At 67.5% G+C, this 18,318-nt stretch carries 21 protein-coding genes and 1 riboswitch; of the genes, 13 read left to right on the forward strand and 8 right to left on the reverse strand.

What is annotated here, in order from left to right; translation table 11 throughout:
* The first annotated feature begins 11 nt into the window (after positions 1-11).
* Positions 12-1,517, forward strand: a complete 1,506-nt coding sequence (locus tag F9929_RS15330) for a tripartite tricarboxylate transporter permease (protein WP_152047459.1) — start codon at positions 12-14, stop codon at positions 1,515-1,517.
* A gap of 70 nt (positions 1,518-1,587) precedes the next feature.
* Here the strand turns inward: F9929_RS15330 and F9929_RS15335 are convergent, their stop codons facing one another.
* A complete protein-coding gene (locus F9929_RS15335) occupies positions 1,588-2,808 on the reverse strand; it encodes an MFS transporter (RefSeq protein ID WP_152047460.1) in 1,221 nt (406 codons plus the stop codon).
* Positions 2,809-2,889: 81 nt separating this feature from the next.
* Here F9929_RS15335 and F9929_RS15340 point away from each other — a divergent pair, with 81 nt between their 5' ends.
* Positions 2,890-3,909: an AraC family transcriptional regulator gene (locus F9929_RS15340; RefSeq protein WP_152047461.1), complete on the forward strand. Its 1,020-nt coding sequence runs from the start codon at positions 2,890-2,892 to the stop codon at positions 3,907-3,909.
* 67 nt (positions 3,910-3,976) lie between these two features.
* On the opposite strand, the gene F9929_RS15345 is transcribed toward F9929_RS15340, so the two are convergent.
* Together F9929_RS15345 and F9929_RS15350 are read right to left on the reverse strand one after the other, a co-directional pair.
* A complete protein-coding gene (locus tag F9929_RS15345) occupies positions 3,977-4,723 on the reverse strand; it encodes a PspA/IM30 family protein (protein WP_152047462.1) in 747 nt (248 codons plus the stop codon).
* A complete protein-coding gene (locus F9929_RS15350; RefSeq protein ID WP_152047463.1) occupies positions 4,720-5,145 on the reverse strand; it encodes a YjfI family protein in 426 nt (141 codons plus the stop codon). Before F9929_RS15350 ends, F9929_RS15345 begins: the two co-directional genes overlap by 4 nt.
* Positions 5,146-5,252: 107 nt before the next feature.
* Between F9929_RS15350 and F9929_RS15355 the strand changes: the two genes are divergently transcribed.
* From F9929_RS15355 to F9929_RS15370, 4 genes are read left to right on the forward strand one after another with little or no spacing between them, the layout of a single operon-like run.
* Positions 5,253-5,909, forward strand: coding sequence for a DUF2491 family protein (locus F9929_RS15355; RefSeq protein WP_407922243.1), 657 nt, complete (start codon positions 5,253-5,255; stop codon positions 5,907-5,909).
* A 34-nt stretch (positions 5,910-5,943) separates the two neighbouring features.
* Positions 5,944-6,345: a DUF350 domain-containing protein gene (locus F9929_RS15360; protein WP_152047465.1), complete on the forward strand. Its 402-nt coding sequence runs from the start codon at positions 5,944-5,946 to the stop codon at positions 6,343-6,345.
* A gap of 11 nt (positions 6,346-6,356) precedes the next feature.
* Positions 6,357-6,941 (forward strand): DUF1190 domain-containing protein, encoded by a 585-nt coding sequence (locus F9929_RS15365; protein ID WP_152047466.1) that lies wholly within the window; start codon positions 6,357-6,359, stop codon positions 6,939-6,941.
* A 3-nt stretch (positions 6,942-6,944) separates the two neighbouring features.
* Positions 6,945-8,102 carry a glutathionylspermidine synthase family protein gene (locus tag F9929_RS15370; RefSeq protein WP_152047467.1) on the forward strand — a complete coding sequence of 386 codons (1,158 nt, stop codon included), beginning with the start codon at positions 6,945-6,947 and terminating at the stop codon, positions 8,100-8,102.
* 6 nt (positions 8,103-8,108) lie between these two features.
* Here F9929_RS15370 and F9929_RS15375 read toward each other — a convergent pair whose 3' ends face one another.
* From F9929_RS15375 to F9929_RS15385, 3 genes are read right to left on the reverse strand one after another with little or no spacing between them, the layout of a single operon-like run.
* Complete coding sequence (locus F9929_RS15375) at positions 8,109-9,473, reverse strand: sensor histidine kinase (protein WP_235919341.1); 1,365 nt, start codon at positions 9,471-9,473, stop codon at positions 8,109-8,111.
* Positions 9,470-10,135, reverse strand: a complete 666-nt coding sequence (locus F9929_RS15380) for a response regulator transcription factor (protein ID WP_152047468.1) — start codon at positions 10,133-10,135, stop codon at positions 9,470-9,472. The genes F9929_RS15375 and F9929_RS15380 overlap by 4 nt, the downstream gene beginning before the upstream one ends.
* Positions 10,136-10,142: 7 nt before the next feature.
* A complete protein-coding gene (locus F9929_RS15385; RefSeq protein WP_152047469.1) occupies positions 10,143-10,433 on the reverse strand; it encodes a PepSY domain-containing protein in 291 nt (96 codons plus the stop codon).
* 134 nt (positions 10,434-10,567) lie between these two features.
* On the opposite strand from F9929_RS15385, the gene F9929_RS15390 reads away from it, so the two are divergent.
* From F9929_RS15390 to F9929_RS15420, 7 genes are all read left to right on the forward strand, one after another.
* Complete coding sequence (locus F9929_RS15390; protein WP_152047470.1) at positions 10,568-10,846, forward strand: PepSY domain-containing protein; 279 nt, start codon at positions 10,568-10,570, stop codon at positions 10,844-10,846.
* Between the two features lie 89 nt (positions 10,847-10,935).
* Positions 10,936-11,037: riboswitch (TPP riboswitch) on the forward strand.
* 153 nt (positions 11,038-11,190) lie between these two features.
* A complete protein-coding gene (locus tag F9929_RS15395) occupies positions 11,191-11,919 on the forward strand; it encodes an ABC transporter permease (protein WP_152047524.1) in 729 nt (242 codons plus the stop codon).
* 29 nt (positions 11,920-11,948) lie between these two features.
* On the forward strand, positions 11,949-12,902 hold the full coding sequence (locus F9929_RS15400) for an ABC transporter substrate-binding protein (RefSeq protein WP_152047471.1): 954 nt from the start codon (positions 11,949-11,951) through the stop codon (positions 12,900-12,902).
* Positions 12,899-13,612, forward strand: coding sequence for a hydroxyethylthiazole kinase (locus F9929_RS15405; RefSeq protein WP_152047472.1), 714 nt, complete (start codon positions 12,899-12,901; stop codon positions 13,610-13,612). The genes F9929_RS15400 and F9929_RS15405 overlap by 4 nt, the downstream gene beginning before the upstream one ends.
* Positions 13,612-14,268: a thiamine phosphate synthase gene (gene thiE / locus F9929_RS15410; protein ID WP_152047473.1), complete on the forward strand. Its 657-nt coding sequence runs from the start codon at positions 13,612-13,614 to the stop codon at positions 14,266-14,268. Before F9929_RS15405 ends, thiE begins: the two co-directional genes overlap by 1 nt.
* Entirely contained in the window at positions 14,265-15,080 is an 816-nt protein-coding gene (gene thiD / locus F9929_RS15415; protein ID WP_152047474.1) for a bifunctional hydroxymethylpyrimidine kinase/phosphomethylpyrimidine kinase, read from the forward strand. The genes thiE and thiD overlap by 4 nt, the downstream gene beginning before the upstream one ends.
* On the forward strand, positions 15,077-15,757 hold the full coding sequence (locus tag F9929_RS15420) for a TenA family protein (RefSeq protein ID WP_152047475.1): 681 nt from the start codon (positions 15,077-15,079) through the stop codon (positions 15,755-15,757). The genes thiD and F9929_RS15420 overlap by 4 nt, the downstream gene beginning before the upstream one ends.
* Here F9929_RS15420 and F9929_RS15425 read toward each other — a convergent pair.
* Both F9929_RS15425 and F9929_RS15430 read right to left on the reverse strand, forming a co-directional pair.
* Entirely contained in the window at positions 15,739-16,755 is a 1,017-nt protein-coding gene (locus F9929_RS15425) for a phosphotransferase enzyme family protein (RefSeq protein WP_152047476.1), read from the reverse strand. The two genes, F9929_RS15420 and F9929_RS15425, sit on opposite strands and share 19 nt — an antisense overlap.
* A complete protein-coding gene (locus F9929_RS15430) occupies positions 16,752-18,257 on the reverse strand; it encodes an ABC transporter substrate-binding protein (RefSeq protein ID WP_152047477.1) in 1,506 nt (501 codons plus the stop codon). The genes F9929_RS15425 and F9929_RS15430 overlap by 4 nt, the downstream gene beginning before the upstream one ends.
* Positions 18,258-18,318 lie beyond the last annotated feature (61 nt).

Genomic DNA, 18,318 nt, shown 5'->3' on the forward strand with positions numbered 1-18,318 from the left:
GGAAACGGGACATGGATATTCTCGCCAATCTCGCCCTCGGCTTCGAAACCGCGATGACGCTCCAGAACCTTTTCTGGTGCTTCATCGGCGTTCTTCTCGGAACCCTTGTCGGCGTTCTCCCTGGCATCGGACCGACGGCGACCATCGCCATGCTGTTGCCGATCACCTTCTCCTTCTCGCCGGTCACGGCCCTCATCATGCTGTCGGGCATCTATTACGGCGCGCAGTACGGCGGCTCCACCACGGCCATCCTGATCAACCTTCCAGGCGAAAGCTCCTCGGCCGTCACCGCCATCGACGGCTACCAGATGGCCAAGAAGGGGAGGGCCGGCACGGCGCTCGCCACCGCAGCCCTCGGCTCCTTCTTCGCCGGCTCGGTCGCGACGCTCCTTCTCGCCTTCGCCGCCCCGCCGCTGGCCCGCGTGGCGCTCCAGTTCGGGGCACCGGAATATTTCGCGCTGATCGTGCTCGGGCTTCTCGTCTCGATCTCGCTCGCGCACGGCTCGGTGATCAAGGCGCTCGCCATGATCGTGCTCGGCCTTCTTCTCGGCACGGTCGGCCAGGACATCTACACCGGCACGCCGCGCTTCACCTTCGGCCAGCTCGAACTCTACCAGGGCATCAACTTCGTCTCGATCGCGGTCGGCGTCTTCGGCGTGGCGGAAATCTTCCGCAACCTCGAAAACGAGTCCACCCGCGACGTCATGGTGAAGAAGGTGACGGGCCTCTGGCTCTCCAAGCAAGACTTCAAGCGCATTATCGCCCCGGTGGTGCGCGGCACGGCGCTCGGCTCCATCCTCGGCGTATTGCCGGGCGGCGGCCACGTCCTGTCGTCCTTCGCGTCCTATTCGCTGGAAAAGAACCTCGCCAAGGACAAGTCGGAATTCGGCCATGGCGCGATCGAAGGCGTTGCGGGTCCTGAAAGCGCCAACAACGCCGCCGCCCAGACCTCCTTCATCCCGCTTCTGACGCTCGGCATCCCCGCTCATCCGGTGATGGCGCTGATCGTCGGCGCCTTCATCCTCCAGGGCATCACGCCGGGACCCAACGTCATCAACTCGCAGCCCGCCCTTTTCTGGGGCATCATCGCCTCCATGTGGATCGGCAACGTGCTGCTCGTCATCCTCAACCTGCCGCTCATCGGGCTTTGGGTGAAGATGCTGACGGTGCCCTATCGCGTGCTCTTCCCGGCCATCGTGATCTTCGCCTCCATCGGCTGTTACTCGATCAACAACAACCCGTTCGACGTCTACGCCATCGGCGTGTTCGGGGTGCTGGGCTACGTGCTGATCCGGCTCGGCTGCGAGCCCGCCCCGCTTCTCCTCGGCTTCGTGCTCGGGCCGCTTCTGGAAGAGCATCTGCGACGCGCCATGATCATCTCTCGCGGCGATGCGATGATCTTCTTCGAGCGGCCGATCTCGGCGGGCCTTCTGGCGGTCGGCCTTGCCGCCGTGATCGTCGCGATCCTTCCGAGCATCCGCGCCAAGCGCAAGGAAGTCTTCGTCGAGGACGATTGATCCCGGCCGATCCCTCCAAACGATCCGACGGCGCGGGAGCGACAAGCTTCCGCGCCGTTTCCTTTGGGCGCTATGCCGCCGCGCGGCTCCGCTCCACCGCCCGGCCGAGCACCAGCATGACGCCCGCGCCGGCCACCACCGCGAGGCAGGCATAGACGATGACGCCTTTCGGCCCCGCGCCGTCGATGAGCAACCCGCCGATCACGGCGCCGCTCGCGATCGCCACTTGGAAGGCCGAGGACAGGAGCGCTCCGGAGCTTTCGGCGAGATCGGGCGCCGCGCGCGCGTTCCAGATCGACACGGAAACCGGAAACCCGCCGAAGGCGAAGCCCCAAAGAGCGGTGGCCGCGAAGGCGACGGCCGGCGAAGGGCCGTAAAGCACGAGGGCGAGCGCCGCCGCGCCGATCAAAAGCGCGGCGCTGCCGACGCCCCAGGCGGGACTGCGCGCGGCGATCGCCCCGCCGACGACATTGCCGAAGAACCCACCGATGCCGAAGGCCAGAAGCGCGAGCGAGATCGTGGAAACGCTGAGGCGCGGCACTTCCTCCAGATAAGGACGGATGAAGGTGAAGCCGGCGAAATGGCCGGACACCACGATGACGATCGTCGCGAGCCCGATCAGGACGGCGCGTCGTGACAATGCCTTGCCGAAGGCGCGCAGACCCGGGGCGCGGGCGGAAGGCAGCGACGGAAGCGCGACGAGCTGGACCGCGAGAGCCGCGGTTCCAAGGCCCGAGGCCGCCAGAAACGTCGCCCGCCAGCCCCACCATTCGCCGAGCGCGGCCCCGAGCGGCGCGGCGAAGACGGTCGCCACGGACACGCCCATGATGATGATCGACATGGCGCGCGGCACGTCGGCGGGCGGCACGAGCCGGAGCGCCAGCGCCGTCATCATGGCCCAATAGCCGCCGAGCGCGAAGCCGAGCACCCCGCGCGCCAGAAGCAGCATGGTGATGTCGGTGGCGAAAGCCGACAGCACGCTGGAGCCGATCAGAAACGCCATCAGCACATAGACGACCAACCGCCGGTCGATGCGACCGGAGGACAGAACCAGAAGCGGGCCGGCAAAGGCGGCGACGACGGCCGTCGCCGTGATCGCTTGGCCCACCGCACCGTTGGAAACGCCGAGTTCGCTCGCCACCGGCGTCAGGAGACTGACGGGCAGGAACTCGGCGGTCACGAGACCGAAGACGCCGAAGGACAGGGAGAAGACGGCCGGCCAGGCGGGGCGGGACGGGCTCGCCGGATCGGCCGCCTCGGCGAGGTCGCGTGGGAGGGCGATGTCGGTCATGGCGCGGTTCCGGCAAATGCAGTGCGAAGGAGCCCCTAACTAGGCTGACAGCCTTGGCGTTTCCATGCTAGAAAATCCATCATGCTTGACCGATCGTCCAAAATTGACTCCGTCGATCCCCTCACCGACATGCTGCGCGGTCTGCGGCTCGACGGCGTGGAATATGGCCGCTGCCGGATGGCGGGCGATTGGAGCTTCCATTATCCGGCCCAGGATCACGCCCATTTCCACTTCGTCGCCGGCCGGGGCTGCTGGCTGCGCGGTCCGGACGGCGAATGGAGCGAATTGACGGCGGGCGACGCCGTGCTCGTGCCGCGCGGGGCCGCCCATACGCTGGCAAGCGCGCCTGAAGTCGAGCCCCGGCCTTTCCCGCGCCGGCGCTGTCAGCCGATCTGCGAAAGCGTCTTCGATTATCAGGAAGCGGCGGCGGACATCGAGGATGTCTGCATTCTCTTTTGCGGAACGATGCGCTTCAACCTCGACAGCCTTCATCCGCTGATGAAGATGATGCCGGACGTGATGCGCGCCAAGGAACTGATGGTGGCCGAGCCCTCCATCCCGCATCTCCTCGACGCGATGGTGGCGGAATGCGCCATGAGCCGCGTCGGGGCGAGCGGCATCCTGGCCCGGCTGGCCGATGTGATGGCAGCGCAGATCATCCGCTCCTGGGTGGAGCATGGCTGCGGCAATGCGGCGGGCTGGATCGCGGCGGTGCGCGATCCCCAACTCGGGCGGGTCCTCGCCGCCATTCATGCCGAGCCGGAGCGCGATTGGACAGTGTCCGAACTCGCCGCTCTGATGGGCGTTTCACGCTCCAGCTTCGCCGCCAAGTTCGCCGCCATCCTCGGCGAAACGCCGGCGCGCTACGTGACGGAAGTGCGGATGCATCAAGCGCGGCAGTGGATGCTGCGCGACCGGATGCGCATCGCGGAGGCGGCGCAGCGGCTCGGCTACGATTCGGAAGCCTCCTTCAGCCGCGCCTTCAAGCGGATCGTCGGCAGCGCGCCGGGCAAGCTGAAGGCGAGCGCCGCGCGCGCCCGTCCGCTTCCCGCGTTGGAAATGCCGGCTGCCCCGCCCGTTCCGGCAGCCGCCCTCCCTTAAGTCACAGCCGTTTCGCCGATACGATCAGCGAACGGGCGGGAGCGATGTCGCGCCCGCCCGCGATCGATCAGGACTTGCGATCGTAGCCGATGCCGGGAAGGGCGTCCGGCGCGGGCAGCGACTTCTGCCCCTCACCCCGCGCGATCTCGGCGAAGATGTCGTCGGACGAGGAGCGGTTGCCGCCGATGCCGGCTTCCAGAAGCGCCCTGTCCAGCGAAGAGCCCGATTCCAGCGCCTGAAGCTCGGCCCCGGCTTCCAGGCGGCCGGCCATCGCTTCCTGCCGTTTCTTCACGCGGTCGAGCGATTCCATCGCGCTGCCGAGCCGCGAATTGATGCCGGCATGGCTCGATGCGATCGCCGACTGCGCCCGAAGCAGCGACTCGTTCGCCTTCACCCCTTCCACCTCGCGGCGCATGGTCTGGATGCGCGTTTCGGTGTCCTGCACGGCGCGCAGCATTTGCGCCTGCGCGCCCTGGAGCCGTTGCAGTTCGGCCTCGTCGCGCGCCATGTCGGCGCGGTTGCTCGACATGCGGTCGGCAAGCTGGCGGGCCAGATCCTCGCGGCCGGCATTCATGGCGGCGCGCGCCGAGTCGAGGTCCTTGGCGTCCTTGGCGCGCGCTTCATCGACCCGGCGCCCGAGCGATTTGGCCGACGCCATGATACCGGCGAGATCCGAGCGCGCCTTGCGCAGCGCGTTCTCGGCGTCGCGGATCTCCTGGTCGAGAATGCGCAGGGCCTGGCCGTCCGCGACGGTCTCGGCCGCTTCGTTGACCCCGCCGCGCACGGCGGAAAAGAGTTTGCCCCAGACGCTCATGCCGCGATCTCCCCGTTCTTCCATTCGGCGATGAGCCCGGCCGCGTCCTCGGCATTGGCGGCGAGAACGGCGATCTCCTCCACCACGACATCGGCCGCAGAGCGGGCGGAAAGCGAGCCGAAGAGCTCGTACCATTCCTCGCCGTTCACCGTGGAAATGCCGAAGGTGGACAGCGGCACGAGCTTGTGCGTCTTCAGCGCCAGCCGCTCGAAGGCCTCGCGATTGGGCACGCCTGATGCCGGCGCCAGCATCACGCTGGCGAGGATCTGGTCGCCGCCCGCCGCCACGAAGACGTCGAGATGGCCCTTTTCCTTCAGCGTCACGCGCAGGACGTCGCCCTCCACCGCCACGTCGACATCGCCGAGCGCCGGCGGGTCGGAAGCGAAGAGTTCCGTCAGGGATGCGAGGTTCCAGATGGCCACGTTTCGTAAGTCTCCCGTTCCGATCCGTCGCCGCCTTTCCATGGGGCAGCGGGAATGTAATAAGGCTTGCGTCGGGCTGCACAAGGCGGAACACGATGATCGGACGCATCTTCGGCTGGGGTTCGGGAGCCGAAACTGAAGCCGCCACCCCTGAGCGCGGGCCGCTCGGCGTGTCGCTCGGCGGCGGCATCGAGGTCGATACCTTGAGCCTCCAGGCGGCGATGGCGGGTACAGAGCCGGCGATGCCGGTGCCGACGGGCGGCATGATGATCGTTGCGGCCTATGGCGAAGCGCGGCTCGACGCGTCCACCGTTCTGTCGCGCTACTACGATTCCGACAACACGATCCTGCAGGTCATGTCGGCCTCCGGCGCGCCCGGCGACGAGCTTCTGGATGTCAGCATCTACCGCCCCTGGGACAGCGTCGTGCCGGCGAGCGCCAATGAGTGGGCACGCTGGCGGGGGCCGAACGGCCTCATCGGCCAGCCGAGCTACGATGCCGACGGCATCCTCTTCCACCGCTTCTGGGGTGAGGGCGCGGCCCGCGCCGATCTCGTGGAATTCGTCGAGGACGTGGACGACGGCGCCAGCCGCCGGGCGATCCACCAGTCCTGCATGCTTTATGCGCGGCCCCTCGGACAAGGTCGGGAAATGCTGCTTCTCAACATCGAGCGCGACATCGACGCGCGCGCCGCCGCGCAAGGCTCCTCGATCGAGTTCATGATCGGCTACGGTCTGATGCCGGCCGATATCCGCCGCCTGTAACGCCTTCAATCCTCACCGAAGGACTTTCCCAAGAATGTTCGGTTACGTCGCAGGCCTGCCGGCCTTTCTCGCTTATTTCGCGACCGGCCTCGGCGCGCTCGCCGCGTTCGCCGCGCTTTATTCGGCGCTGACGCCCCAGCACGAATTGACCCTCATCCGCACCGGCAACGCGGCGGCCGTGGTCGCATTCCTCGGGGCCATTCTCGGCTTTTCCCTGCCCTTGTCGTCCGCCGCCGCCAATTCGGTGTCGCTCGTGGACTTTTTGATCTGGGCCGTGGTCGGCGGCATTTTCCAGGCCGTCGCCTTCGCCGTCGCCTGTTTTTCCATGAAGGGCCTGCCGCGACGCATCACGGATGGCGAGATCGCCGCCGGGCTCTGGTCGGCCGGCATCTCGCTCGGCGTCGGCATGTTGAACGCCGCCTGCATGACCTATTGAGGGCAAGGGCGATGACGAAGCGCTTCATCTCGAAACGCCGGCCGATCCTGGCGCTCGGCACGATCGCGGCCGGCGGCTTCGCGCTCACCGCCTGCGGCGACGACCCGCCGCCGGAAAACACGATGTACAATTCCGTCGCGCAATGCGTGGAAGCGGGCATCGAGCAGAACATCTGCAACGCCGAATATCAGGCGGCGATCAGCGAGCACCTGAAGAACGCGCCTAAATTCGACGGGCAGGCCGCTTGCGAAGCGGAATACGGCGCGGGCCGCTGCATGCAGGCGCCGCAGACGCAAGGAAACGGCTCGGGGACGGGAAGCTTCTTCATCCCCTTCATGACCGGCTACCTGATCTCGTCGGCCATCTCCAATCTGACGAACTACAATTCCTACGGCAGCTACGTGAACAGCGGCTCCTACCGCCGCCCGACACCGATCTTCACCAACCGCTCCGGCGTGACATACCGCTCCGACCCGGAAGTCGGGCGTCAGGTGTCGACGCCGCGCCCCGCCAACGTCAACACGCGCACCGTGTCGCGATCGGGCTTCGGCGGCATCTCTTCCAGCCGCTCCTCCTCGTCCTCGTTCGGCGGCTGAGCGATGGAGCGCCTCGCGATCGCCCCCCGCGACGGCTGGCGGGAAAAGGCGGAAAGCCTCGGCTTCGGCTTCCACGAGATGTATGGCGAGCCTTACTGGCTGGACGACGTGCATTACCGCTTCACCATGGAGGAGATCGAGACCCATGTGGAAGCGCCGACGCAAGCGCTCCACGAACTCTGCATGGATCTCGTCGCCGAGGTCGTCGCCTCCGAAGAGCTTCTCGCCCGTCTCGCCATTCCGCCCGAGCAGTTCGACACGGTGCGCGACTCTTGGAACGCGCGTGCGCGCCACCTCTACGGCCGCTTCGATCTCGCCTATGACGGACGGGGACCGGCCAAGCTCCTCGAATACAACGCCGACACCCCAACGGGCATGTTCGAGGCGGCCTTTTTCCAGCACAACTGGCTGACCGACCAGATCGCGCTCGGCCATCTGCCGGAAGCGGCCGACCAGTTCAACCTCCTTCAGGAAAGTCTCGTCGAGGCTTTCGCCGCCTTCCCCGCCGACCGCATCTTCCATTTCGCGGCGGTGACGGACAACGAGGAGGATCGAGGCACCACCACATATCTGATGGACTGCGCGATACAGGCCGGGCATCGCACCGCCCTGATCGACATGGCCGCCATCGGGGTCGACGCGCTCGGCCGTTTCACCGACCTCGAGGACCGGGTGATCGACCGCTGCTTCAAGCTTTATCCGTGGGAGGACATGATGCGCGAGCCCTTCGCGCATTACCTGCCGCGATCCGGGACCGAATGGGTGGAGCCGGCCTGGAAGGCGGTTCTGTCGAACAAGGGCATCCTGCCGCTCCTTTGGGAGCGCCATCCCGGCCACCCGAACCTGTTGCCCGCTTTTTTCGGCGACGACCCGCAGGCCGGAACGCTGACGAGCAGCGTGCGCAAGCCCTTCCATTCGCGCGAGGGCGAGAACATCGCGATCACGGAAACGGGCCGCGAAACGGAGGAAACGGACGGCGACTACGGGGAAGGGCCGACCGTGGTGCAGGCGCTGACCCCGCTTTTCGAGGCGGACGGCCAGTTCGCGGTGCTCGGAACCTGGGTCATCGGCGACCGGGCTTGCGGCCTCGGCATGCGCGAGGACCGCTCGCGCATCACGCGGAACCTGTCGCGCTTCGTGCCACACGCCATCGTGGACTGATCTCGTTCATCGCCGGGCCGGCCAGGACAGAACGGCGCGCAAGCCGCCCGAAGGCGCCGCGCTCAGAGTCAGGCGGCCGCCGCCGGCTTCAGCGAGATCGCGCGTGATGGCGAGGCCGAAGCCGCTGCCGGGCGTCGCTTCGTCCCACCGCCGCCCGCGCTCCACTGCCGCGATCTCGTTTCCCTCCATGCCCGGTCCGTCGTCATCGAGAACGAGGCCGACACGTCCGGTCTCGGCGAGCGCGGTCAGAAACACGCGGCTGCGGCTCCATTTGCGGGCGTTATCCAGAAGGTTACCGAGCATTTCCGTCAGGTCGTCAGGCGAGACCGGCAGATAAAGGCCCGCCGGCACGTCGAGCCCCCAGTCGAGCGGGCTGTCGGTGGGCAGGCGGCGCATCACATCCACCAGCCGCCGCGCGACGGCCTGAGCCTCTGCCCGCTCGCGCCGAACCGAGCCGGCTGAGGCGACGCGCGCCCGCGCCAGAACGCGCTCGACCTGCGTCCGCATCATGGCCGCTTGTTCCTCGATCTCGCGCGCCGTTTCGCTATCCCCCCTCTCGGCTGCGCTCCGCGCCAGGGCTTCCAGAATCGCGAGCGGCGTCTTCAGGCCGTGGGCGAGGTCGCCGGCCTGCGTCCTCGCTCGCGACACCGCCGCGCCCTGCATCGCGATGAGGCGGTTGAGATCATCGGCGAGCGGCTGCACTTCTTCCGGCAGATCGTTCGGCAGCGCGTCGCGCTGCCCTTCGTGAAGCGCGCGGAGGTCGCGGCGAAGGGTGCGAAAGGGGAGAAGGGCGCGGTGCACGAAAAGCGCCATGGCGAGAACGAGGACGAGCCCGAGCCCGACCAACGCCGGCACCAGAAGCTGGAGAAAGGAACGGCGGCTTTCGGCGAGTTCCCGGCGATCGAGCGCGACGACGATCGCGAGTTCCCGCGCCGCCCCATCGCGCAGGATGCGGATCTGGCGCACCACGGCGATCAACCGGCTCCCTTCTGGCCCTGAAAGATCCAGAACGCGCTGGCCGGAGCCCGAAACGGGCAGGGTGCCGGGCGGGAGGGCGAGTTCGGTGTCCCACAAGGACCGCGAGCGCAAGGGCGCGCCCCGATCCGGCTGCAACTGCCAGTAAAGCCCGCCATAGGCGCCCGTGGAGCGCGGGTCGGCCGGAACGCGGCGCAGAAGCACGTTGCCGTTGGCGTCGATCTCGGCAAGGCCCGCGAGATCCTTGGCGAGGCGGTCGAGCTCGGTCACGGTGCGCTCGTTCAGGACCGAATCCATCACCACGCGAAGCCCGAAGCCGGTGAGCACCAGCGCGAGCGTGACGAGCGCCGCCGCCGACAGGATCAGCCGGGCGCGCAGCGAGTTTCGAGCAGTCACGCTTCGTCCTTCGCAACGAGGTAGCCGTGCCCGCGCCGGGTCTCGATCAAGGGCGTGCCGAGCTTGCGCCGAAGGCGGGTCAGCAGCGCTTCCACGGCATTGGCTTCGCGATCGGTATCGCCGTCATAGAGATGGTCGAGAAGCTCGCCCGGCGGGACGACGCGGCCGCGATTGTGGAGGAGATAGGAAAGAAGGCGATATTCGAGCTGCGTGAGCGCCAGCGCGCGGCCGTCGACGCTGGCGCTCCGGTCGCGCGTGTCGAGTTCCAGCGCGCCGGCCTTCAGGATCGGCGAGGCTTGGCCGGCCGAGCGGCGCAGAACGGCCCTCAACCGCGCTACGAGTTCCTCCATGCGGAAGGGCTTGGCGAGATAGTCGTCGGCACCGGCATCGATGCCTTCCACCTTTTCGCGCCAGCCGTCGCGCGCGGTGAGGATCACGACGGGCGTGTGGCAATCGCCGGCGCGAAGGCGCTTCAGGACGCTGAGGCCGTCCAGTCGGGGCAGGCCGAGATCGAGGACGATCGCGTCGTAGTCCTCGATCTCGGCCTGATAAAGCGCTGCTTCGCCGTCGCGCGCGGTGTCCACGGCATAGCCCGCCGCCTCCAGGCCGTGACGCAGATCGGCGGCGATGCGCGGTTCGTCCTCCACAACCAAGATGCGCATCTTGCGTTCAGTCCACGTCCAGAACTGCGAGGCTACCGGCATCGATCTCGATCTCGCGGCGGTCGCCGTTGCTGGTCAGCACCTTCAATTCGTAGACCCAGCGTCCGTCGTCCCGGTCGAGTTCGACTCCGACCACTTCGCCGGGGAGCGCCCGGCGCTGAACGGCGAGCACGTCTTCCAGCGGCCTGATCTCGCCAGCCGCCAGCGCCCGGCGCGCACGGTCCTGATCGTCATCGTCGGCAAAGGCCGGAACGGCGAAAAGGGACAGGAGGAGAAGGGAAAGGCGAAGCGCGCGCATGAGCGCGAAACTAGCGCGGGCATCCTGACAGAACACTGACAGCCTGTGTCAGGGAGGCGGGTGCGGTTTCGGCCAGGATGCCTCCATCGCCATCGAGGCGATATTCGCTTCGACCAGATGCAAAGGAAAAACCCATGAAGAAGATCGCGACCCTCGTTCTCGCCGCTGTCGGCCTGTCGACCCTCGCCATCCCGGCCGCCTTCGCCGACGATCGCGCCTGCACCACCGAGCCGCGCGAGCGCTGGCTGCCTGTGGCGGAAGTGACGAAGAAGGTCGAGGCTCTCGGTTATACGGTGCGCGAGATCGAGGCCGACGACGGCTGCTACGAGGTTTCGGGAACCGACCGGAACGGCGCCAAGATCGAGCTCGACCTCGATCCGGTGAGCGGCGAGATCGCCCCGGCCCGCCGCTGAGCCATCCCATGAAGGCTGCGCCGTAACCTGCGCAGCCTTCATGGAGGAAACCCCCGGTTGACGCGCCGCGCGTTCCGCGCGATGTTCACCGCCATTCCGAGGGGTGTGCCGCAAGGCGCTGAGATGGCGAATGCCGAACCCTTGAACCTGATCCGGGTCATGCCGGCGTAGGAACGGGAAATCGAGCCGCCTTCGGCTCGGCCATTTCATGTCTCCTCCACCATTGATCGCGGGTTCCACGGCGGCCTTGCCGCCAGGACGAAGGGCGACAGTGCGTGGCGTATCGCGGCGGGACGATCGGAACGGGAGGCACGCGCACCGCGCGGGCCTTTCGCGTTTCCGGCATCGCGCTTCGCGGCTGCCTTGCGGTTCTTCTCGTTTGGCAGGCCGCCGTTTATCTTCTCGACCCGCCGCGCTTTCTTTTGCCGTCCCCCGCCCTTGTCGGCGAAACGCTTCTGGCCCGTCTGCCGATGCTCTGGACGCAGGCGCTCCTCACTTTCGCGGAAGCCGGGCTCGGCCTCTTGTTCGGTTCGCTCGCCGGCATCCTCGCCGCCTTTCTGGTCGTGGCGATGCCGCGTGTCGGCGCGCTCGCCTGGCCGGTTCTCCTCGTTCTCCAGGCCTTGCCGGTCTTCGCGATCGCGCCGCTCCTCGTTCTCTGGTTCGGCTTCGGCATGGCCTCCAAGGTCGTGATGGCGGCGCTGGTCCTGTTCTTTCCGGTCGCCTCCGCCTTTGCGGACGGTTTGCGCCGCACCGAGCGCGATCTCGTGGAGGCCGCCGAACTCGCCGGCGCGACGCCCTTCCAGACGCTCATGCGCCTTCGCCTGCCGCTCGCCATGCCGGCGCTCGCGTCCGGCCTTCGCGTCGCCGCCCCCCTCGCGCCGCTCGGCGCGGTGATCGGCGAGTGGGTTGGCGCGACCGGCGGGCTCGGCTTCGTAATGATCCAGGCCAATGCCCGGATGCAGACCGATCTTCTGTTCGCCGCCTTCGCGCTTCTCGCCGTCCTGACGCTGGTCTTGCGCGTCCTTGTCGACGAGTTCGTGCCGCTCCTCGCCCCTTGGGCGCGCTCGATCTGACCCCCCCCTTCCGAAAGGCACCACCCTCCATGCAGCGCCGCACCTTCCTTGCCGCCTCGCTCGGCCTTCCCGCGATCCTGAAAGGCGCGCCGGCCTCCGCGGCGGAGGACAAGCTGACCGTGCTTCTGGAATGGTTCGTCAATCCCGACCACGCGCCGCTCGTGCTGGCGAAGGAACTCGGTCTCTTCGCCAAGCATGGTCTTGCGGTCGATCTCGTCCCGCCGGCCGACCCTTCCGCGCCGCCGCGCCTTCTGGCGGCGGGGCAGGCGGATATCGCCGTTCACTACCAGCCGAACCTTTATCTCGACGTCGCCAACGGACTGCCGCTCGTACGGTTCGGCACGCTCGTGTCCTCGCCGCTGAACACGCTGATCGTTCTTGAGGACGGCCCGGTGAAGACGCTCGCCGATCTGAAGGGCAGGCGCATCGGCTATTCGGTATCGGGCTTCGAGGAAGCGCTGATCGGCCGGATGCTCGGCTCCACCGGGCTCAATGCCACCGATGTCGAGCTCGTCAACGTCAACTTCTCGCTGAGCCCCTCGCTGCTTGCCGGCTCGGTGGATGCGATCATCGGCGGTTATCGCAATTTCGAGCTGACGCAGATCGCGATCGAAGGGCGGAAGGGCCGCGCCTTCCTTCCCGAGGAGCACGGCGTGCCGCTCTACGACGAGCTGATCTACGCCACCCGGCGCGACCTCCTCGGCGATCCGCGCCTGCCGCGCTTTCTGGCGGCGGTGGAGGAAGCCACCACCCGCCTCCTTGCCGACCGGCAAGCCGGCTGGGCGCTGTTCCTCCAGGCCCATCCCGATCTCGACGATCGCCTGAACCGACAGGCCTTCACCGACACGGTGCCGCTTCTCGCCAAGCGCCCCGGCGCGCTCGACAAGGAACGCTACGCCGAGTTCGGCGCCTTTTTGAAGGAGCGCGGCTTGATCGAGGCCGCGCCGCCGGTGGACGCGGTGGCGGTGGAACTCCGAGCATGATGACGAGCCCCGCCATCGTCGCCGACGTTCTCGCGAGGCTCCGGGCAACCCGCCCGCGCGTTCATGCGATCACCAACACCGTCGTCCAGACCCGCACCGCCGACGGCCTGACGGCGCTCGGCGCGGTGCCTTCCATGACGGTGGACCCGGAAGAAATCGCGGAAGTCGCGGGCGCGGCCGACGCGCTTCTCGTCAATCTCGGCACGCTCGACCGCGACCGGCGCACGGCGATCGCAATGGCGGTCGAGCATTTCGCGCGCTCCTCCCGCCCCTTCGTGCTCGACCCGGTGAAATGCGACATCGCGAGCCGGCGTCTGGTTCTCGCCCGCGAATTTCTGACCCAAGGCCCGGCGCTGGTGCGTGCCAACGCCGCCGAGATGCGGGCGCTTTCGCCGGCCGGGGCGCGGCTGGAAACCGGGGCGGTGGACGTCGTTTCCCAGGCAAGCCGACGTATCGAAGTCGCCAACGGCCATCCCTGGCTCGCTGATGTCACCGGAACCGGCTGCCTGTCCGGTGCGATGGCGGCGGCGTTTCTGGCGGTGGAACCCGATCCGGTGGTGGCGGGCGTTGCGACGGCGGTGGTGCTCGGCCTCGCCGCCGAGATCGCCGCTGAGAGATCGGCGGGGCCGGGCACCTTCTCGGTCCACCTTCTCGACGCGCTCGCCACGCTCTCCGCCGACCATATCCTCGAACGCGCTCGGATCGCCTGATGCCGGACATCTCCCTTTACGCTCTTCTCGACGCCGGAACGCTTGGGGCCGACAGGCTTCCGACCTTTGCGCGCCTCGCGGCCGAAAACGGCGCGACGATCCTGCAATATCGCGACAAGACCGGCACGACCCGCCAGATGGTGGAGCGGGCCCTCGCGATCCGGGAGGCGATCGCGGGCCTCCAAGTGCCGCTTCTCGTCAACGACCGCGTCGATGTCGCGCTGGCCTCGAACGCCGACGGCGTCCATCTCGGCCGCGACGATCTGGAGCCCGGAGAAGCTCGCCGCATCCTCGGGCCCGGCGCGATCATCGGGCTGACGGTGAAGAACGAGGCGGATGCGGAAGTCTCGGCCGCCGCGCCGGTGGATTATGCCTGCATCGGCGGCGTCTTCGAAACCCTGTCCAAGAAGAACCCCGATCCGCCGGTCGGTCTCGAAGGCTTAGGCACCTTGCGCGCAAAACTACGCGACGCGCGCCCCGACCTGCCCGTCGGGGCCATCGCCGGCATCGATCTCGCACGCGTTCCCGGCGTCATCGCGGCCGGTGCGGACGGGGTGGCGGTGATCTCGGCGATCTTCAAGGCGAGCGACCCCGCGCAGGCGACGAGGGCGTTGCGCGCGGCGGTGGATGCAGCCAAGGGGAGCCGCGCCCGATGATCCCCGTCGCCCTCACAATCGCCGGCTCGGACAGCGGTGGCGGCGCCGGCATCCAGGCCGATCTGAAGAGCTTCTCCGCGCTCGGCACCTTCGGCACGAGCGCGATCACGGCCATCACGGCGCAGAACACGCAAAGCGTTCGCGCGGTGGAGATCCTGTCGCCGGGAATCGTCGCCGCGCAGATCGAGGCGGTTCTCGATGATTTTACGGTCGGCGCGATCAAGATCGGCATGGCAGGCAGTGCCGACACGATCGTAGCCATCGCGTCGGTTCTCCATCGCGCGGGAACCCGAGCTGTTCTCGATCCCGTCATGGTCGCGACATCGGGCGACCGGCTTTTGGCGCAGGAGGCGGTGAATGCCTTGACCACGAGACTCCTGCCCCTCGCGCTTCTTGCGACGCCGAACCTTCATGAGGCGGCGATCCTGTCGGGAATGGCGGTCGCACGCAACGAAGTGGACATGGCCGAACAGGGGCGGCGGATCCTGGCGCTCGGGGCAGGGGCCGTTCTCGTCAAGGGCGGGCATCTGACGGGGAACGAAAGCGTCGATCTTCTTCTCAGCCCCGATGCGCCCGTCCGCCGCTTCGCCACGCCGCGTATCGAGACGCGCAACGACCATGGCACCGGCTGCACGCTGTCGGCCGCGATCGCCGCCCATCTCGCGCATGGCCTGCCGCTGGAGGACGCGGTCGCGGAAGGAAAACGATACCTGTCCGGAGCGCTCGCCGCCGGCGCGCCCTTGCGGCTCGGACGGGGGCACGGGCCGGTGCATCACTTCCACGCCCTTTGGAAAGCGGAGAGCGGACGATGAGCGGGCTATTCGATCACCTGAAGGCGGCTGCGCTGGCGAATTGGACGGCCTATACGAGCCACGACTTCGTCCAGCGACTGGCCGGAAACCGTCTGCCGGAAGCCGCCTTCCGCTTCTATCTCGTGCAGGACTACCTGTTCCTGATCCAGTTCGCGCGGGCGCAGGCGCTGGCCGCCTACAAGAGCCGCACGCTCCGCGAGATGCGGGCGGCGAAAGACGGTCTTGTCGCGATCCTCGACGTCGAGCTCGACCTTCATGTGCGTTTGTCGGCGCGCTGGGGCCTGTCGCCGGACGATCTGGAAAGCGCCAGCGAACACGCCGCCACGGTCGCCTATACGCGGCTCGTGCTAGACGCCGGCATGGCGGGGGACCTTCTCGACCTTCGCGTGGCGCTCGCCCCATGCGTCATCGGCTATGGCGAGATCGCCCGCGCCATCGCGCCTGAGGCCGGGCGCCATCCCGGCCATCCGCAAGGCGACTGGGTGGCCGAATATGCCGGCGAGGCCTACCAGGATGTCGCCCGCGCGGCGCGAGAAGAACTCGACCGTCTGGGCCATGATCTGCCTCCGCGCCGTTTGGCCGAGCTGGAACGCCTGTTCGCAAAGGCCTGCGATCTGGAAGCCGCATTTTGGCAGATGGCTCTGGACGAAAGCGCGCGTCAGCCCTTCGACAGATAGGCCTCGGCAAGCGCGACCGTGCCCGCCGTATAGGCGTCGCCGAGGCTCAGCGCCGTCGGGGTTTCGGCGTGGGACGCGATCCAGGCGGTCAGTTGCAACCGGCGCAGCATCACCAGCATGAGGAGGGCGCGCTCCTCCACTTGCGAAAAGGGCGCGACCTCACGATAGCCGGCGAGCCAGGCTTCCCGGAGATCGGGCACGACCGGGGCGTCCTCGATGAAGCTGACGGCGGCGGCGAAATCGAAGCCGAACCAGGAGAAGCCGCAATCGTCGAAATCGATCACCGACAAGCAGGAACCATCCACCAAGAGGTTGGCGGCGCGCATGTCGCCGTGGATCAGGCCGAACCGGTCGGCGTCTTCGCCAAGCGCCGCCGTTTCCGCCTCGATACGGCGATGGAGACGCTCCAGAACCGCGCGGCCCGGCGCATCGAGGCCGAGCGCGAAGCGCCAGTCGCCCCAATAAGCTCCAGACCCGACGATCGTCTCGAAGTTCCATTTCTTGCGGCGAAAGCCGTCCGGGCGTCGCCAGCCGCGCGTATGGCGGTGCAGCCGCGCGGCGGTCTCACCCAGGTGCCGGAACCAGCCGGGGAGATTCTCATCGGCTTCCGGCTCGTGCCCGGCGCTATGGGCGAAGGCCGCGACGTGGCGCAGGCCCTCGCCGTCGTGAAAGGACGCGAGAAGCCGTCCTTCGCGGTCGCGGATCGGCTGGGGGGTTTCCACGACATTTTGCGCCCGCAAAGCCTCGATCCAGGCAAGTTCCGAGCGGATTTCACCTTCGTCGTGATAGCCCGGACGATAAACGCGGAGAACCATCCGCCCGTCCGGCGCGGCCACGAGGAAGGTCGCGTTTTCCGAGATGGTGAGAAGCGACAAGGCCGCGCTTTCCGCCACGCCCCAGCGTGGCAGCACGAGTGCCAGCCCCGCCGTCAACCGCTGGAGACGCGCCTCGTCGTAAAGGAGCGCCTGCGGCTCGGCCGGCTTCGATGCGGCGTTCATTCAGTCCAACGCACCTCGGACAGGTCGTTGGACGGGATCGGCTCGTTCGACCAGAAGCCTTCGAGCTTGGCGTTCCACACGCCGAGTTTCGGCAGGGTGAAGAGGTAAAGCGCCGGCACGTCGCTCGCCAGAAGCTTCTGCGCTTCGCCATAGGCGGCAAGCCGCGTCGCCTCGTCCGGCGCGCTTTCGGCCTTCTCGATGGCCGCGTCGAAGGCCGGATTGCGGTAGCCGAAATAATAGTCCGGCCGCGCATAGATCGCGATGTCCATCGGCTCGGCATGGGCGACGATCGTCATGGCGAAGTCGTGGTTCTTCAGGACGTCGGCGACCCAGCGCGCCGGAAACTCGGTCGGCTCGATGGTGAGCGTCACGCCGATCTCGGCGAACATGGCCTGGAGAAGTTCGGACGAGCGCGTGGCATAGGCCATCTGCGGGGTTTTGATGGTGAAGGACAGGCCGTTGCCGTAGCCCGCTTCCGCCAGCAGCGCCTTGGCCTTTTCGGGGTCGAAGGGATGGGTGGCGGTGAGGTCCAGATAGCCCGGATCGTTCGGCGTGTAATGACTGCCGATCGGCTGGCCGAACCCGCCATAAGCGCCCTCGATCAGCGTCATGCGATCCACCGCCATCATCAGGGCCTGGCGCACGCGCGGGTCGGAAAAGGGCTTTTCGCGTGAGTTCATGCCGGCCACGACCTTCATCTCGGTCTGCCCGACTTCCGCGGTGAAGCGCTGATCGCTTTTCAGGAGCTCAAAGAGTTCGGGCGAGGAGAATTCCGGCATGGCGTCGAGATCGCCCGCGCGCATCGCCGCCGCCTGCGCTTGCGGATCGCTGAGGAACCGGAACGTGACGCGGTCGAGTTTGGGCGTGCGGCTGGCATTCCAATAGTTCGGGTTGCGGGCGAGAACCACGCGGTCGCCCTTGGCCCAGCTTTCGAACCGGAAGGGGCCGGTGCCGACCGGTTCGGCCCGCGCGGTCTCTGCGGCTTTCGGCGCGACCATCACGGAGGCCGGCCAGCCGAGCCAGTAAAGAAGGTTCGCGGCGGGCTTCTTCAGGTGAAGAACCAGCGTTCCGCCATCGGGCGTCTCGATCCGGTCGATCACCGAATAGAACTGCTTCTGCGGGTTGACCGACTTTTCACCCCGCGCGCGGTCGAGCGAGAATTTGGCCGCCGCGCTGTCGAAGGGCTCGCCGTCGTGGAAGGAAACGCCCGTCTGGAGCGCGAAGGTGTAGGACAGGCCGTCCGGCGAAACGGTCCAGCTTTTGGCGAGCTGCGGCTGGATCTGGCCGTTGCGGTCGATGCGGACCAAGCCTTCGTAAAGGTTTTGCCACGTCACCTGACCGATCGCGACGGGGGCCGCCACTGTCGGATCGAGGCCCGCCGGCTCCACCGACATGCCGAGAACGAGATCCGTGCGGGGCGCGGCATGGACGGACGCCGCGCCAAGCGTCACCGTGGCGGCGCAGGCGAGGATCGCCGTCAGGCGTCGAAGAGACTTGAACATGCCATGACCTTTTCAATGGAACCGCCATGCCGATGCGGCCGAAACCGGCATCGTTTCGCGT

It is taken from the genome of Aureimonas psammosilenae (genome assembly GCF_009176975.1).
GTDB classification, from domain to species: domain Bacteria; phylum Pseudomonadota; class Alphaproteobacteria; order Rhizobiales; family Rhizobiaceae; genus Plantimonas; species Plantimonas psammosilenae.